Here is a 16,241-nt window from a genome sequence, read left to right as displayed (position 1 = left end):
ATGATTGCACATATCAATCACCATAAAAATCATATCACTGCTTTAGCAAGTATTTTAATCATCAGCGGATTCATCTTTGGTTTCGTAGGAAACGGAGAATTAAAAGATATTGCCTTAATTAGCGCAACTATCCTTGCCAGTATTCCTATTTTTATTAAAGCCATTCAAGCTTTACGGATGAAGGCTTTCAGCATTGATCTGTTAGTTAGTATCGCCGTTCTTGGTGCTTTATATATCGGAGAATACACAGAATCATCTATTGTAACATTCTTATTCTTATTTGGAGACTATCTAGAAATGAGGACATTAGAAAAAACACGTTCATCGCTAAGAGAATTGGTTGATATGGCACCCCAAGAGGCTACCGTTTTGCGAGCTGATGGAAAAACAGAAATTATTCCAGTTGAGGACGTTGTAGAAGGCGACCGCGTGGTTATTCATCCGGGTGGAAAAATCCCTGTTGACGGTAAAATCATGACCGGTAAAGCTTCCATTAATGAAGCAGCCATCACTGGTGAATCTGTTCCAGCTTCAAAGGCTATCAACGATAAAGTATTTAGTGGAACGATCTTAGACAATGGCTACATTGAAATGATTGCCGAAAGAGTCGGTGACGATACGACATTCGCTAAAATTATTGAACTTGTTGAAGAAGCACAAGAATCAAAATCTAAAGCAGAAAAATTCTTGGATAAATTTGCTAATATTTACACACCAGCTGTAGTCGTCTTAGCGATCATTGTGTATCTCTTTACTAAAGATCTGCATTTGGCAATCACTTTCTTAGTGATCGCATGCCCAGGTGCTTTAGTTATCGGAGCTCCGGTCTCAAATGTTGCAGGTATCGGAAATGGCGCTAAGAACGGTGTTCTGATCAAAGGCGGAGAGATCATGGATAAATTTTCTGAAGTGGATACATTGGTCTTCGATAAAACAGGAACTTTAACAAAAGGGAAACCGGAAGTAACCGATATCCACGTATTTAACAAGGCCGATAAAGATACTTTATTAGGCCTAGTAGCTAAAGCAGAAACGATTTCTGAACATCATTTGGGACAGACGATCGTGAAAGCAGCGCAGGACCGCGACATGGATCTTGCTTCAATGGAACTATCTGATGGAGAAGCAATCAAAGGAAACGGAATCAAGGCTGTTGTGAACAATCGTAAAATTGTTGCTGGAAATCGGAAACTAATGAAAAATGAGAACATCTCATTATCATCTGCTACTGAACACTATGCAGTGAATCGTGAAAAAGCCGGCAACTCTGCTATCTTCATCGCTGTTGACGGGAAAATTGATGGCATCATCTCTATTGCTGATCAGATTCGTGACGATGCTAAAAGAGCCTTAACGCAAATGAGAGAAAACGGCATCAAAAAAATTGTCATGTTGACTGGTGACAATAAGCATACAGCGGAAGCTGTAGCAACTGAACTGGGATTAGATGAGTTCCATGCTGAATTATTGCCAGAAGACAAAGTAGAATATGTGAAAAAATTGAAAGAGTCTGGTCATATTGTTGCCATGGCAGGTGATGGAATCAATGATGCCCCAGCAATCGCAACGGCTGATATTGGTCTAGCAATGGGTGAAGGCGGAACAGATATCTCAATGGAAACAGCAGATGTTGTCTTAATGGCAGATAAATTAATGCAGTTCTCTCATGCCTACTCATTAGCTAAAGCAACAACTAAAAATATGAAACAAAATATCTTCATTGCGGTCGGTGTTGTAGCCATCTTATTAACAGGAGTTTTAATGGGAAGCGTTCATTTAGCTTCGGGTATGTTCATTCATGAAGCCAGCGTATTGATCGTTATTCTAAATGCTATGCGTTTGATTCGCTTCAACCGTAAAAATATGCAACCTGTTAAAGAACCAGCTGCAGTACCTTTAAAAGCTTGATCAAAAGAAAAAATGGAGTGTGTAGCGAAGTTTTTATCACAATATTTAAGGAGATGATCAGCTAGAAAAAGTAATTACATCTTGAAAAAAACTATTAGGAGGAATTAATAATTACTGAAGAACACACACAAAGAACTGACAACTGAAGAATTGCATCAAGTGGAGATTGCTCAAGAAGAAAAAGAGCACGATCACCACAATCCAACGGCAGCAGCTATGACGAATCATATCATTTCTAATCAAGCTTTCTTACATGTGAAATTACATCAATACCATTGGTATGTTAAAGGTTCACATTTCTTTACCCTACATGCAAAATTTGAAGAACTATATGATGAAAATAGCAAGTATTATGATGAAATTGCAGAACGCTTAATTGCCTCAGGTGCTAAACCAGCGTCAACTACTGAAGAGTATGCGAAGTATAGTTTGGTCGCTGAATCACCTAAAGATAAATACTTGTCAGGTGAAGAAATGGTCGAAAAATTGGTAGATGATTACCGAATTACGAGAGATTTGACAAAAAGAACAGTTCTTTTGGCACAGAAAGAGAAAGATTATGTGTTAGAAGATACTATGGTTGGATACAAGAACTATCTGGACAAAACAATTTGGATGTTGCAAGCTTTTCTAGGTAAATCAGCTCTTGAAGGAGAAGAAGACGATGAATAAAACATTTTTGATGACTAGCGCAGCAACTTTGTCAGCGGTGGGAGTTTTGTTTCTCTCACCCGTTACAGCCAGTGCACATTGTGACACCATGGATGGTCCTGTTATTGGTGATGCACAAACGGCTATTAAAGAAAATAATATCAACTATATTGCTAAATGGGTTTCTCCTGAAGAGGAAGCTAATTTAACAGACATTTTCAACCAAACAATGGAAGTAAGGGATGACAGTCCGGAAGCACAAGAGCTAGCTGATCAATACTTATTCGAAAATCTTGTTCGCGTCCATCGTGCTGGAGAAGGAGCACCTTATACGGGGGTGAAACCAGAAGGATTCCCGATGGCCGAAGAAATAGTAGCAGCGGATGAGAGTATTAAAATAGGGAACTTAGATCCATTGAAAGACTTGGTAGAATCCGAAGAAATACCGGAATTAGAAGAGAGCTTGAGTGATGTATTAGCAACAAAAGATTTTGATACAGCTGATTTAGATGCAGGCAGGGAATATGTCATGAACTATGTGACCTTTACTCACTTGGCAGAAGGTGAGGAACTAGAGGGAGGACATGTTGAAGAAGGTCATGAAGAAGCAGAACAAGAAGAAGCTGTTGAAGTGGATGAAATTGAAGTTGAAAAATCAACAACAAATTGGTTTTCTTGGGGACTAGCAGGTCTATTCTTCATCACCACTATTATTGGATTCACTAGAAAAAAAGCGTAGCTAAGTAAAATGAATACTCCTCTCGAAGAAATTGATCGAGAGGGGTATTTATTTTAGTAGGAGTAGGAGAAAATCATGAAAAAAAACTTGAAACAGTCTAGTATTTTTATTGTACTTACTGTAATAATGTATCTATTCATCAGAGGATTTCTTTTTTTTATCATATCTGTTCCTAGCCTTTCTATGTACCCAAAGATTGATGTTGGGGACCGGATCTTCACGACCCGCATTCACCAACCAGAGAAGATCGAAAGAGGGGATATTCTTGTATTTGATTCAGAGGAGTTAGATGAAACGCTCGTCAAAAGAGTGATTGGTCTTCCAGGTGATAAGATCGAGACTTTTGAGAATGGGGAAGTAGAGGTGAACGGGTCGATGCTAAATGAAGAATATGTTGCGTTCAACGACACAGAATACGGGTCGTACACTGTACCTGAATCCCACTATTTCTTTTTAGGAGATTATCGGATCCACTCATCGGATAGCCGAAAGTGGGATGATCCTTACATTCCAGCAGAAAATCTCTTAGGAAAAGCCCAATGGATTCTTACTCCATGGGAGCGGTCAGGAGAGTTGTAGAATGGCGAAATTTGATTGATGCGCTCGATAAGTGGTGTTCAGAATCCTCATCAAGCACAAAATAAGAAAATATTAGAATAGCTAAAGTTCCATTATCCATAAATAAAAAAATCAACCTTTTAGAAAGAAGGAAAATCATGAATCTAATTGAAACGTATAATGGAATATTAAATGAAAATAATTATTTAGCATTGGCTACATCTGTTGAGGGGGAAGCCAATGTGCGAGTCGTTAATTATTATGAAAATCCCGCTGTGCCAGGAATTTTGTATATTCGCACAAAGAATGATAAACAAAAAGTCGTTGAATTTACTGCAAATCCGGTCGTAGCTTTTGCAACTATTATCAAGTCTAAATACGAGTACATTCGTGTGCAAAACGCTGTTATTGAACGATGCATGGAACCATTATCGGAGGAAATAAAACTGGCATTTACAAAACGTGAACCAAATTTTAGTGAAAAAAATGAAGGGACAGTCTTTTTTGCCATCCATTTCCAATCTGTATCTGTTACAATAAATCCGACCAGTCCAGCTTTAACAGTTAAGTTCTAATAAGCGTTCCAAATTGGGCTTATAGGATTCAGTTATGGTTAAGAAGCTTTTAGATAACTATTTTTAATTTGTGGACTCTTTAAAAATAAACCGGCACAATCTATCTTAAGTAGGTATAATCAAATGATGAAAGAACTGGGGGAATCAGCATGCAGTATTATACAAAAAGAGGCGATCAAGGCAATACGAATATTATAACCGGCAGAACGGTGCGTAAAGACGCTACTCGAGTAGAAGCTTATGGCACGATCGATGAATTGAATTCCTTAATAGGTCTTATTGTCAGCCAAGTTGATGGGGAAAATCTTGAGTTGAAAGATGAACTTCTTATGATCCAACATTTCTTATTCGATTGCGGCACCGATTTAGCAGTGCCTGATGAAAAAATACCATATAAGATCACGGAAGAAGAAATCAAATTCTTGGAACAACGTATCGACTACTATACACCTATCCCCGTAGAAGTTGATAAATTTATCATTCCAGGGGGTTCTCCTGTGGCTTCGCTTATGCAATTAGCTAGAGCGGTTACTAGAAGAGCAGAACGAAGAATAGTAACTTTTATTAACGAAGAAGAAAAAACAAATAGGCAAGTACAAATCTTTGTGAACCGTTTGTCTGATTACTTTTTTGCATTAGGTCGGGTCGTAAACCATAATGAAGGCATCAAAGAACCACTTTATGAACGTGGAGGAACGGTCTTTCATGAAAGTTTCAAAACCGCTGATAAAATAATAAAAAAAGAAGACTGACAGTTGTTTTAGTATAAGTATAGTTTGAGCTGAAAGAGGATTCTACCGCGTATAAGCAGTAGAATCCTCTTTTTTTTATCTTGATTTTGTCAGTAGCGTAAAATAAAAAAGATATTGATATTTATCTATATCAGAATATACTAATAAATATAGATGAAATTCGATATTGATATTCATGAATGTTATTGCTATTTTTAAATGAATAAAGATCATTGTGACGACAATGATGGAAGGAGTGTTTTTGATGGAACAAGATTATAAAGTATATGCAAAAGCTTTAAAAGTTTTATCGGATGAAACAAGATTAAAAATCATTGATTTGTTAGGGGATGGTGAATTATGCGCCTGCGATTTGTTGAGAGAATTTTCGATAACGCAGCCGACGCTTTCTTATCACATGAAAACTTTATGCGATAGCGGTTTGGTCGTCAGCAGAAAAGATGGCAGCATGGTGAAATATACCATCGACCACGAATCCTTGAATGCCTTGAAGACTTTCTTTAAGCATATGTCTAGCGGGATGCCTGTATAAAAAAATATAGGAGATGAAAACAATGAATGTATTTACTTGGCTGAATGATCAGCTATTCAAAATGGTATGGTTAAACGATCTGATGGGTAAATTAGTCGAAAATATTTTTGGATTAGATATCACTGACCGTGTCGGGGCTAGTTTGCAATTTTTTTCTTTTTGATACCGTAAAAATCTTTATTCTGTTATTGTTATTGATTTTTATGATTTCTTATATTCAAAGTTACTTCCCACCAGAACGGACGAAAAAGATTTCAGGTAACTTCAGTGGCGTGACAGCTAATATATTGGCTGCTTTACTTGGTACGGTGACGCCTTTTTGTTCCTGCTCTTCGATTCCTTTATTCATCGGATTCACCGGTTCTAGATTGCCGTTAGCAGTAACGTTTTCCTTCTTGATCTCTTCCCCATTAGTCGATTTGGCATCCGCCATCTTGCTAGGAAGCATCTTTAATTGGCGGATTGCCTTTGCCTATATGATCGTTGGTTTGATTCTAGCAGTAGCCGGTGGAACTATTATCGGAAAAGCGCATCTGGAGGATCAAGTCGCATCTTTTGTTTATGGTACTCGCAATGGCGATGTTTCCGAAGCGGAATTAACCAGAAAAGACCGAATTTCTTTTAGTGTGGAACAAGTAAAAGATGTCGTCAAGAAAGTATGGCCCTACATTTTGATTGGTGTTGGAATTGGTGCGGCTATCCATAACTGGATACCGGAATCAATTATTACCGCCATCCTGGGTCAAGATAAATAGTACTCCGTATTAGTAGCGGCCTTTGTTGGTGTACCAATGTACGCGGACATCTTCGGAACTTTGCCGATTGCGGAAGCGTTAGCTGCAAAAGGTGTCGGCTTAGGGACAGTCCTAGCCTTCATGATGAGTGTGACAGCTTTGTCCTTGCCGTCGCTTATCATGCTAAAGCAGGTTGTAAAGCCGAAACTACTGGCTGTTTTCTTCATGGTCGTCGTTTTAGGAATTATCCTGATCGGCTACTTATTTAACTTCTTTACACCATTCTTTATGTGAAAAACTATAACTATTAACTAGGAGGAATTTTATTATGGAAATCAAAATTTTAGGTTCAGGTTGTAAAAATTGTGTGAAATTGGCTGGAAATACAGAAGAAGCATTGAAGACTTTAGGCATGGAAGCAACTATCACAAAGGTGACCGATCTGCAAGAAATCGTAGCGTATGGCGTTATGAGGACACCCGCACTTGTCATCGACGAGAAAGTCGTTTCTTACGGAAAAGTAGCTAAACCGGAAGAAATTATCGAGATATTGAAAAAATAATTAGATTTTTAAAAGTGTTGTACAGGAAATTTCTTGTACAGCACTTTTTTGATTCCTGTTATTTACAATTGACTATACATAAATAAAGTTTTATAGTACATACATAGGTATCTATCTATCTATCTATTTATTTATTTATTTATTTATAGGTTTTAAATCAGTTATAGCCAAAAGAATCAAAAATCTCACTTTAGAAGTAGAAAGGAAGATAATAATGAGTTATGAAGACTATGCGAAGATTGCCAAAGCTTTGTCGGAACCCAAACGTGTAAAAATACTAGATATGTTGTCGTGTGGAGAGATGTGCGCCTGTGATATTTTAGAACATTTCGATTTCACACAACCAACTTTGTCCCACCATATCAAAGTTTTAGCGGAAGCAGGCTTGGTAACGTCTGTGAAAAGTGGAACATGGCAACATTATTCAATCAATAAAAAAGTAGCAGATCAATACATTCAAGAGACCGTTCAATTATTGATGCATTCAGATGAATGTGTCTGCAAAGTAGAAGGAGATAAGGATGAGACAGCTAGTTTGTCTTCTGTTATTTCAGGTTAAAAAAAGGTTGATGGAGGAAAGTCATGAAAGAAAAAGAATCGCAAGAGAAAGTGTCACAAAAAAACAGTGGAATTGGACTGTGGGAACGTTACTTAAGCCTATGGGTCGCTCTTTCTATGATCATAGGTGTATTGCTAGGGCAACTCACCCCTGCAGTTCCAAAATTTTTAAGTCAATTTGAGTATTATAATGTATCGATTCCAACAGCGATATTGATTTGGTTAATGATTTTTCCAATGATGTTAAAAATCGATTTTGGTAGTATTGTCAATGCAACAAAAAAACCAAAAGGGCTAATTTTGACGACAACTATTAATTGGTTGATCAAACCGTTTACAATGTATGCGATCTCTGCCTTTTTCTTTTTGGTTGTATTCAAACCATTTTTAAGCCCAGACTTAGCTCGTGAGTACATAGCTGGAGCTATCCTTTTAGGCGCCGCTCCTTGTACCGCTATGGTATTTGTATGGAGTGAATTGACAAAAGGAGATCCAGCCTACACCTTATTACAAGTATCAATAAACGATATCATCGTTCTCTTCCTATATGCTCCAATTGTTGCGCTTTTATTGGGAATTGGAAATGTTTCTGTCCCCATAAATACACTTTTACTTTCAATTTTTGTATTTATTGTGATCCCATTGGCTTTAGGGATTATCGTTAGAAAATACGTAGTTAAACAAAAAGGATCAAACTATTTTGAAAAAGATTTTGTGAATAAATTTGATGGAACGACGCGAATAGGATTATTGTTAACTCTGATCATCATTTTCTCTTTCCAAGGTGAGCGTATTCTAAGCAATCCTTTCCATATTTTATTGATTGCCATTCCATTGATCATTCAAAATATTGTGATTTTTTTCCTTGGGTATGGTGGCGCCAAGGCGTGCAAATTACCATTTTCAATTGCAGCACCAGCAGCTATGGTTGGAACGAGCAATTTTTTTGAGCTTGCTGTAGCCGTTTCAATTTCACTATTTGGATTAAACTCAGGAGCAACTTTAGCAACCGTTGTAGGTGTTTTAGTAGAGGTTCCTATCATGCTGTTATTAGTCAGGATCGCAAATAGAACTAAGCACTGGTTTAAAGGATACGAATATTAAGCTCAAAATAAACATAGGGATATAAAAGAAAAGAGGGAAGACATGAAAATCATCGTAATTGGATCCGTTGCTTCAGGTACATCTGTAGCAGCTAAAGCTAGAAGAAACACAGAAGAAGCTGAAATCGTGGTGTATGATCAAGGAAAAGATATTTCTTATTCGGTCTGCGGCATTCCGTATCAAATTGGTGGAGAAGTTGAAGAATTAAGTGCGTTGACACCTCGAAATGCAGCATGGTTTAAAAAGAGATACAATGTTTCTGTATTCACTGAGCACAAAGTAACTAAAATTGATCATGCAACCAAACAATTAGAAGTTACAAATCTTGTTTCTGGCGAAACGAAAGTAGATCACTATGATGTATTAGTATTTGCAACAGGTGCTTCTCCGTTCACGCCGCCTCCATTCAACAAAAGAAAGTATGACAATGTGTTCCAAGTCCGCAATATCCAAGATGCGCGAGATATTGGAGCTTTCTCAACGAAACAACCTAAAAAAGCGTTGATCATTGGTGCTGGATTTATTGGCTTAGAGATGACGGAACAATTGATGCACAAAGGTTTGGAAGTAACAGTCGTCCAATTAGAGGATCAAGTCATGCCGCCAATGGATGCAGATATGACTTTCCGAATAGAAGAACATATGCGCGAAAAAGGCGTTAAACTAATCTTGAGCGACACTGTAAAAACGATTGAAGGGCAAACTTCAGTCGAGAGAGTTATCACGACCAATGGCATTACGATCGAACCGGATATCGTGATCCTATCTGCCGGTGTCCGCCCAAATACGGAACTAGCTAAGGAAATTGGCGTAGAGCTTGGGGATTCAAGAGCGATCGCGGTAAATAAAAAAATGCAAACGAATCTCCCAGATATTTATGCGGTTGGAGATGTTGCAGAAAGTTTTTCAGTGATCACTGGGAAACCAATTTACCGTCCATTAGGTTCGACTGCTAATAAAATGGGTCGGATCGCGGGTGATGTCATGACTGGTGGAGCTTTAGAACACCGTGGAGTATTAGGAACAGGGATCTTTAGAATTTTTGACCTTCATGTTGGGCAAACAGGATTAACGGAAAAAGAAGCTAAAAAAGAAGGCTATGATGTTGAAATTTTGCATAATATCAAACCAGACCACGCTGAATATCTAGGTGGTAAAGAATTGATCATCAAAGCATTGGCCGATAAAAAAACTGGTCGTATTTTGGGAGCACAAGCGATCGGTCAAGGCGGGGTAGACAAACGAATCGACGTTATCGCGACAGCTATCACCTTTAAAGCAACAGCTGAAGATCTGTTCCATTTAGATTTGGCTTACGCTCCGCCGTTCTCAACAACGAAAGATCCTATTTTATATACTGGGATGGCATTAGATAATGCATTGAAACGTAACCCGTTGGTAACACCAGCTGAGTTAGTCAGTCTTCAAAATAGTGGAGAATCAATGCAAATCGTTGATACACGTTCTAAAAAAGACTTTGAAAAGGCTCATGTAAAAGGAGCCATTCATATTCCGCTTGCAGAATTGAGAGAAAGAAATGAAGAGTTGGATAGAACCCTCGTGACGATCACTTATTGCAATAAAGGGGTCACAGGAAATGCTGCTCAAAACGTATTGATCAATTATGGATTTGAAAAAGTGTATAATTTATCTGGTGGGAACAAAAACTATCAAAGTTATCTCAAAATGTTAAATCAAAAATAAAGATACATGAAATTATGTATTTTAAAAACAAAAAGAGCAGTAGATCTATCAACAATAGATCTACTGCTCTTTTTATTGTACTATATAAATCTGCCATTTATTTTTTTAGACTAGGCCTGTTAAAAAAGCTGATAATTCATGCTGTTTCTCTTCAGGTAATTGTTTGATTTGCGAAATAAGTTTTTTCTCCACCGGACTTGTCTCTGAATTGAAGAATTCAGAAAGTGTCACACCTAAAACGTCACAAATAGATGTGAGTGTTTTTAGGGATAATTTGGTTGCATTATTTTCAATTGCTGAAATAAAAGGAGGAGAAACATTGATTTTTTCTGCTAACTCCTTAGCTGTCATGTTGTTTAATTTGCGTAGGTCTTGAATTCTATTCCCAGTTTCCATTGTGTCCTCCTAAATGAGATGCAAAGTTTATTTTCACTTAATCATATTAACATATTCCATACATAAATAGATCATAAAGGTTAATTTGTCGTTAGGATGTGTATCGAACAAAGGCAAGTTGCGGTTACTCAAATGGAAAATAACTTTGAGTTGAACGAACAAAGGCTAGTTAGGCTTACTCAAATGAAAAATAACTTTGAGTTGAACGAACAAAGGCTAGTTAGGCTTACTCAAATGAAAAGTAACTTTGAGTTGAATGAACAAAGGCTAGTTACACTTACTCAAATGATGGCCTAATTAATTTGAGTCGGCATTCTTTGTTGCACTTCTCATGGTAAATTATGTCCATTTTAAAAGTAGTGACGGTTTATCGCAACATAGTACAATAAGCTTCATAAAAATTATTTAGCCTTTATCTACATAGCGGCTATTTTCCTATTAACGAAATAGATTTAAAATATTTCCTTATTAGTGTATTTTTGTTCCGTTTTATTCACTCATGTGTTATTATTATCTATTGTGAATCGTTTTTTAAAGGTTTGAGAAGGAAGGTATTTATGGAAAAGTATAAAAATGAATGGTTTGGTAATGTAAAGGGAGATATCCTAGCAGGAATTGTTGTTTGCTTAGCATTATTTCCTGAAGTCATCGGCTTCATGCTAGTTGCTGGTGTGGCACCAATTGTAGGGGTCTATGCAACATTTTTCATTACAGCTATATCTGCATTTTTTGGAAGTCGACCAGGGTTGATTTCAGGAGCTGCAGGATCGATCGCTTTAGTACTAGCTTATCTAGTAGCTGAGTATGGGGTAGAATATCTTTTTGCTGCAACTATTTTAGCTGGAATCATACAAGTTATATTGGGTTTATTTAAGGTAGGCAAATTAATGCGCTACATACCAAAGCCTGTAATGCTTGGGTTCGTGAATGGTTTAGGTATTATGATGTTCTTGTCGCAATTAGATCATTTTAAAGGGAATTCAATCTTGCTTGTACTTGGGATTATTGGAGTTGCTATTATATTTTTAGCCCCCAAGCTAACAAAAATAATTCCTGCACCTATTATTTCAATCATAGTCGTTACAGCTCTCGTTTTAGGGTTAGATTTAAATGCACAACTTTTAGGTGATTTAGGGACTATTTCAAGTGACTTACCTAAATTTGGTATTCCAAGTGTGCCTATGAATCTAGAAACACTGAAAATTATTTTACCCACATCACTCTCTGTAGCAATAGTTGGGTTAGTAGAATCATTATTGACAGCACAATTGGTGGATGAGCTGTCAGACGAGCCAAGTGATAAAAATCAGGAGTCTATGAGTCAAGGACTTGGAAATATGGTAGCTGGTTTCTTCGGTGGAATCGCTGGTTGCGGTATGATCGGCCAAACGATCATTAATCTTAATTATGGCGGAATTGGTCGTTTAGCAACATTCTTGTCGGGCTTCTTTATGCTAATGTCTGTAGTATTATTCAATCAAGTAGTAGTGCAAATTCCAATCGTTGCTCTAGCAGCGGTAATGGTAGTCGTAGCTTATGAAACGATTGACTGGAAATCTGTTAAACGATTAAATGTCATGCCTAAAGATGAAAGTTTTGTTATGATTTTAACAATTGGAATTGTTTTAGTTACGCATAATTTAGCTTATGGTGTCGTTGCTGGTACCCTAACAAGTGCTGTTTTTGCAGCCTTTAAAATGACCCATTTCCAAGTAGAAAAAGGAACAGATAGTGATAAATATCATTACAAGGCACACGGACATCTTTACTTCGCATCAGCTGAAAAGTTTTTAGATTTTTTTGTACATGACTTTGAACATGAAGGTGAATTAATTATCGACGTTAGTGCTATGACTTTATGGGATTCAACGGCTGTTGAAGCTATTGATAAATTGATCAGTAAAAATAAAAAATCTGGTTTAACCTTTATCAATGCTAATGAACAAAGCAAAGAGTTATTTAATAAGAACTCAACACATAATATGAAATAAAGCTACGAGCAAATTCCCTCAGGTTCATTTTTTTTTAATTAAATCAGTATATATTGAATTATGCGAATTGAGTTAGTGAACATTAAAGGATAGGTATAAGATAAAAGCAATTAAAAAATAAAGAGATAGAAGTCTAGACTACTTCTATCTCTTTATTTTTTAATTGCATAGATTTTATTCATTAACTAATGTGGATAAGCAAGTTCTGCCATTATCCAGAAAATAATCAATAACCCAATCGGAATTGTCAAGATTACCATTATCGACCGATCTTTATCTTTTATAATGGCAATCAGCCCTATAATGAAGCCGATTACTCCAAAGGTAGCTATAAAAGGAGAAGGAAAGGGCAGTCTGACTGAGATTCCAAGTGATGTAATTTTTATGAACATTAACCCAGCGAAAAGCAAAGTTAAGATGCTTGCCCATTTTCCGGTCGTTGTTTTAGACCAAAACTTTAGCTTCATGATTATATTCCTTCCTTTCTTATATAAAGCAAAAACTGCATCAGGTATGTTACTGTATACTTCCTAATTATTTCATAGTTGCAGAAGTCTACTCTTTTAAATTATTGTGTACCATAGCTGAACTAAATAGTATGTTGGCAATTTTGTTTTTTTTTTGAGTAGGTTCCTACTTTTTTTTGGTAGTAGTCGAGACTATGATTTCTGCAATTGTAGTTCTAAAAAGACTTAGTTTCAATTTGGTGGTCCAATAAGATTAGCAATCAGGAATATTACAATAACTGCAAAAAATAAAATTCCAAGAGGTACGGATAGATAAACTGAAATCGAGCGTTCATGGTCTTTTTTTATGGCTATTAGTCCCATTAAGGAAGACATTATAGCTGCCAAAAACCTAAGATAAATGACAGTTCCCAAAAATGGACTATTGATCGGATTGGGGTATTCAATCGTATTTCCTAGATATGAAGAAATAAAAGTTCCTACGAGTGATAATATAAAAAATATAATGAAAAGACTGACTGACCATTTCCCTTTTGATGTTTTTGGAAGAAATGAATATCTCATACAGGCTTCCTTCTTTCATAGTCCAACTATTTACTCATATGTTTTTCTAATACAGATTATCTACTACATAAGTAAGGATTTTATAAAAAATAATCCAAAAACTAAAATACTTTTTTTTTTTCGAGTATCTAGTTTTTGGGTAGAGATTCAAAATTAAAGTGGGTACTTTCATCACTTTACTATATGTTTAATGATTTGTTTTTTTAGGTTCGCCCGCTGTACCATCAGATACGCATACAAAGATAAATACAATTTTGCCTTTATATACTAAAGTGTTCTTACCAATTATTTGAACAATAATGTCTTTATTGTAGAAGCATTTGATAGAGAATCTGGTGCGCCTTAAAAATCAAATCATTGATTGCGATTACATATTAACGATAAGAACAGTATAGTTCTTCTATGATTTTCGACTATTTTATTTAGTAAAAGCAAGAGAGTTCCCACTAGTTAGTTCTTAGATTAATTATACTCGTTATTTTATTTTAGTGCTAGTAATGACTTAATTAAGAATTAAACTACTATGTATGCTACAATTGTAGTTAGTTATAGTTGTAGGGAATATTCTGAAAATTAATAATGAGGGTCAGTATAAACATAGGAACATTCTGATGAAAAAAATTAAACTAACTTTGTCTTGGACAAAGCAGTTTGAGTATTTTTTAGTTCCTATTTCCACTCATTAATGATAAAGAATAGTGTTTTTATAACACATATCCTAGGTACTTGTTTAGTTTTTCTAGCCAAGTAGTAGCTGATAAGTTGTGAAATTCGTCTGGGGTATTTTGACCACCTACGCTTAGAAGTCTTTCAATCTTAAACAATTGAGACTTTCCTTATAACTAATAGAAGATACTAGTAGAATCTTACTAGCTATCTTCTTTTTTTATTTGATTCTAGTGGATAAAGTAGTTATTTTTAGAATCAAGCTTTTTTCAGCACTTATTGTTTTACTAGCTATATTTTTTTCTGGATTATTAGTTCAAAAGATTTCTTTTGTTCAACGTATATTGTATAATTCAAGAAAGCGATTTCTTTGGAAGAAAGCATATATAGCTACTGTCCTGATAATTTCCTGAGACGTAGTAATTGATTCAAAAAGCGACCTCTACCATCAAAGTGCTGTTAATTATCCTCTCAGTTACGCTTACGAGCTACTAATAACTCCCGTCCGCCTTAAAATTTACGAGCCTTTACACAATCTTTACATTAAAACAATACCATCTAAATAATTGGTCTGTAGAATAAGCAATAGGTAGAAGAGAGAGACACAATAAGAAAAAGGGGATGAATTAATGAACTTAGCAAAAGCAAGTAAATTATTCGTAACACTTGGAACAGTATTGACTTTAGCAGCATGTGGAAATGAAACGACTGATAATGAAAGTGGATCAGAAAACGGAGATACAACACAAGGTATATCTGGTTCTGTGCAAGTAGATGGTTCTTCAACAGTATTCCCTATTATGGAAGGAGTTGCAGAAGAATTTTCAATTGAAAATCCAGACGCGCAAGTTACCATTGGAGTTTCGGGAACTGGTGGAGGCATGGAGAAATTCATTGCTGGAGAAACAGATATCACTAATGCTTCTCGTCCTATGAAAGAAGAAGAAGCTGCTATGCTTGAAGAAGCAGGGATTGAATACACCGAATTCAATTTAGCCTTAGACGGATTATCCGTAGTGGTTCATCCTGACAATGACTGGGTAGATTCCTTGACTATTGAAGAATTATCAACCATTTGGTTAGATACAAGTGATGTAGAAACATGGGCTGACGTACGTCCAGGCTGGCCTGAAGAGGAAATTGAATTATTCAGTCCGGGGACAGATTCTGGAACATATGATTACTTTGATGAAGTTGTTTTAGATGGAGAACAGATCAATCGCGAAGCAGCACTATCTGAAGACGATAACGTTTTAGTTCAAGGTGTGATGGGTTCTGAAAATGCAATTTCATACTTTGGTTATGCTTATTATGCAGAGAACAAAGACAATGTTAAAGTTGTTCCAATTGTGAATGGTGAAGGTGAAGCAATCACTCCATCAAGTGAAACGGTACAAGACGGAACATATGAGCCGTTGTCTAGACCACTGTTCATTTATGTTAAAAATGAATCAATGAAAACCAACAATGCTGCATATGAATTCGCTAAGTATACGCTAGAGATGTCAGGTGAAATGGCTACTGAAGTAGGTTATGTTGCTTTAGAAGATTCAATATATCAAGAAGGCTTGAGCAAACTTGAAGAATTGAAATAAGGATTACCTTTTACAAAAAATACAAAGATATAAAATAGGATGTATTGGTAATATAATCGATAGGATCAGAACTGTAAAATGTCTGTTGAAGTTTCCTTCAGACGTTTTACTGTTTTATTTGTTTTTAAACAGTCCAAATTTTTGCCTAATGAGCAAGATAAATAAGTTGCGAATCGTATTTGTAG

The 16,241-nt window shown here is 36.2% G+C and carries 16 protein-coding genes and 1 pseudogene; 15 read left to right on the top strand and 2 right to left on the bottom strand.

The window, feature by feature from the left end; translation table 11 throughout:
• The 13 genes and pseudogenes from BR50_RS03960 (at position 1) to BR50_RS03905 (ending at position 10,377) form a co-directional block, all read left to right on the top strand.
• Positions 1-1,908 carry a heavy metal translocating P-type ATPase gene (locus tag BR50_RS03960; RefSeq protein ID WP_034546480.1) on the top strand — a complete coding sequence of 636 codons (1,908 nt, stop codon included), beginning with the start codon at positions 1-3 and terminating at the stop codon, positions 1,906-1,908.
• Positions 1,909-2,043: 135 nt separating this feature from the next.
• Positions 2,044-2,580, top strand: coding sequence for a Dps family protein (locus BR50_RS03955; protein ID WP_034546478.1), 537 nt, complete (start codon positions 2,044-2,046; stop codon positions 2,578-2,580).
• Complete coding sequence (locus BR50_RS12960; RefSeq protein ID WP_245792746.1) at positions 2,573-3,298, top strand: DUF6448 family protein; 726 nt, start codon at positions 2,573-2,575, stop codon at positions 3,296-3,298. The genes BR50_RS03955 and BR50_RS12960 overlap by 8 nt, the downstream gene beginning before the upstream one ends.
• A 75-nt stretch (positions 3,299-3,373) precedes the next feature.
• Entirely contained in the window at positions 3,374-3,877 is a 504-nt protein-coding gene (lepB, locus tag BR50_RS03945) for a signal peptidase I (protein WP_034546476.1), read from the top strand.
• Positions 3,878-4,014: 137 nt separating this feature from the next.
• Positions 4,015-4,431 carry a pyridoxamine 5'-phosphate oxidase family protein gene (locus tag BR50_RS03940; protein WP_034546474.1) on the top strand — a complete coding sequence of 139 codons (417 nt, stop codon included), beginning with the start codon at positions 4,015-4,017 and terminating at the stop codon, positions 4,429-4,431.
• A 149-nt stretch (positions 4,432-4,580) separates the two neighbouring features.
• Complete coding sequence (locus BR50_RS03935; RefSeq protein WP_034546472.1) at positions 4,581-5,183, top strand: cob(I)yrinic acid a,c-diamide adenosyltransferase; 603 nt, start codon at positions 4,581-4,583, stop codon at positions 5,181-5,183.
• A 244-nt stretch (positions 5,184-5,427) separates the two neighbouring features.
• Complete coding sequence (locus BR50_RS03930; RefSeq protein WP_034546470.1) at positions 5,428-5,715, top strand: ArsR/SmtB family transcription factor; 288 nt, start codon at positions 5,428-5,430, stop codon at positions 5,713-5,715.
• A 22-nt stretch (positions 5,716-5,737) separates the two neighbouring features.
• The gene (locus tag BR50_RS13100) at positions 5,738-5,878 is read left to right on the top strand and encodes a hypothetical protein (protein WP_425429665.1); all 141 of its coding nucleotides are present in this window, start codon (positions 5,738-5,740) and stop codon (positions 5,876-5,878) included.
• Positions 5,844-6,743: pseudogene (locus BR50_RS03925) on the top strand (permease). The gene BR50_RS13100 and the pseudogene BR50_RS03925 overlap by 35 nt, the downstream one beginning before the upstream one ends.
• A gap of 34 nt (positions 6,744-6,777) precedes the next feature.
• Positions 6,778-7,011: a thioredoxin family protein gene (locus BR50_RS03920; RefSeq protein ID WP_034546468.1), complete on the top strand. Its 234-nt coding sequence runs from the start codon at positions 6,778-6,780 to the stop codon at positions 7,009-7,011.
• 214 nt (positions 7,012-7,225) lie between these two features.
• Positions 7,226-7,570, top strand: a complete 345-nt coding sequence (locus BR50_RS03915; protein ID WP_034546466.1) for an ArsR/SmtB family transcription factor — start codon at positions 7,226-7,228, stop codon at positions 7,568-7,570.
• Between the two features lie 23 nt (positions 7,571-7,593).
• Positions 7,594-8,673 carry an ACR3 family arsenite efflux transporter gene (arsB, locus tag BR50_RS03910; protein ID WP_034546464.1) on the top strand — a complete coding sequence of 360 codons (1,080 nt, stop codon included), beginning with the start codon at positions 7,594-7,596 and terminating at the stop codon, positions 8,671-8,673.
• A 42-nt stretch (positions 8,674-8,715) separates the two neighbouring features.
• Positions 8,716-10,377 (top strand): FAD-dependent oxidoreductase, encoded by a 1,662-nt coding sequence (locus tag BR50_RS03905; protein ID WP_034546462.1) that lies wholly within the window; start codon positions 8,716-8,718, stop codon positions 10,375-10,377.
• Between the two features lie 105 nt (positions 10,378-10,482).
• On the opposite strand, the gene BR50_RS03900 is transcribed toward BR50_RS03905, so the two are convergent.
• Complete coding sequence (locus BR50_RS03900; RefSeq protein WP_034546460.1) at positions 10,483-10,773, bottom strand: helix-turn-helix domain-containing protein; 291 nt, start codon at positions 10,771-10,773, stop codon at positions 10,483-10,485.
• A gap of 557 nt (positions 10,774-11,330) precedes the next feature.
• Here BR50_RS03900 and BR50_RS03895 point away from each other — a divergent pair.
• Complete coding sequence (locus BR50_RS03895) at positions 11,331-12,764, top strand: SulP family inorganic anion transporter (RefSeq protein ID WP_034546458.1); 1,434 nt, start codon at positions 11,331-11,333, stop codon at positions 12,762-12,764.
• Positions 12,765-12,949: 185 nt separating this feature from the next.
• Here the strand turns inward: BR50_RS03895 and BR50_RS03890 are convergent, their stop codons facing one another.
• Positions 12,950-13,231: a hypothetical protein gene (locus BR50_RS03890; RefSeq protein WP_034546456.1), complete on the bottom strand. Its 282-nt coding sequence runs from the start codon at positions 13,229-13,231 to the stop codon at positions 12,950-12,952.
• A gap of 1,859 nt (positions 13,232-15,090) precedes the next feature.
• Here BR50_RS03890 and BR50_RS03880 point away from each other — a divergent pair.
• The gene (locus BR50_RS03880; protein ID WP_034546452.1) at positions 15,091-16,056 is read left to right on the top strand and encodes a PstS family phosphate ABC transporter substrate-binding protein; all 966 of its coding nucleotides are present in this window, start codon (positions 15,091-15,093) and stop codon (positions 16,054-16,056) included.
• Positions 16,057-16,241 lie beyond the last annotated feature (185 nt).

The organism is Carnobacterium alterfunditum DSM 5972 (genome assembly GCF_000744115.1).
GTDB classification, from domain to species: domain Bacteria; phylum Bacillota; class Bacilli; order Lactobacillales; family Carnobacteriaceae; genus Carnobacterium_B; species Carnobacterium_B alterfunditum.
This window is presented reverse-complemented; position numbering and strand designations above follow the sequence as displayed.

Excerpts from the sequence above, each read along its gene's own strand:
- BR50_RS03960 (WP_034546480.1), top strand. The coding sequence starts at position 1 with ATGATTGCACATATCAATCACCATAAAAATCATATCACTGCTTTAGCA.
- BR50_RS12960 (WP_245792746.1), top strand. The coding sequence starts at position 2,573 with ATGAATAAAACATTTTTGATGACTAGCGCAGCAACTTTGTCAGCGGTG.
- lepB (WP_034546476.1), top strand. The coding sequence starts at position 3,374 with ATGAAAAAAAACTTGAAACAGTCTAGTATTTTTATTGTACTTACTGTA.
- BR50_RS03940 (WP_034546474.1), top strand. The coding sequence starts at position 4,015 with ATGAATCTAATTGAAACGTATAATGGAATATTAAATGAAAATAATTAT.
- BR50_RS03935 (WP_034546472.1), top strand. The coding sequence starts at position 4,581 with ATGCAGTATTATACAAAAAGAGGCGATCAAGGCAATACGAATATTATA.
- BR50_RS03930 (WP_034546470.1), top strand. The coding sequence starts at position 5,428 with ATGGAACAAGATTATAAAGTATATGCAAAAGCTTTAAAAGTTTTATCG.
- BR50_RS13100 (WP_425429665.1), top strand. The coding sequence starts at position 5,738 with ATGAATGTATTTACTTGGCTGAATGATCAGCTATTCAAAATGGTATGG.
- BR50_RS03920 (WP_034546468.1), top strand. The coding sequence starts at position 6,778 with ATGGAAATCAAAATTTTAGGTTCAGGTTGTAAAAATTGTGTGAAATTG.
- BR50_RS03915 (WP_034546466.1), top strand. The coding sequence starts at position 7,226 with ATGAGTTATGAAGACTATGCGAAGATTGCCAAAGCTTTGTCGGAACCC.
- arsB (WP_034546464.1), top strand. The coding sequence starts at position 7,594 with ATGAAAGAAAAAGAATCGCAAGAGAAAGTGTCACAAAAAAACAGTGGA.
- BR50_RS03905 (WP_034546462.1), top strand. The coding sequence starts at position 8,716 with ATGAAAATCATCGTAATTGGATCCGTTGCTTCAGGTACATCTGTAGCA.
- BR50_RS03900 (WP_034546460.1), bottom strand. The coding sequence starts at position 10,773 with ATGGAAACTGGGAATAGAATTCAAGACCTACGCAAATTAAACAACATG.
- BR50_RS03895 (WP_034546458.1), top strand. The coding sequence starts at position 11,331 with ATGGAAAAGTATAAAAATGAATGGTTTGGTAATGTAAAGGGAGATATC.
- BR50_RS03890 (WP_034546456.1), bottom strand. The coding sequence starts at position 13,231 with ATGAAGCTAAAGTTTTGGTCTAAAACAACGACCGGAAAATGGGCAAGC.
- BR50_RS03880 (WP_034546452.1), top strand. The coding sequence starts at position 15,091 with ATGAACTTAGCAAAAGCAAGTAAATTATTCGTAACACTTGGAACAGTA.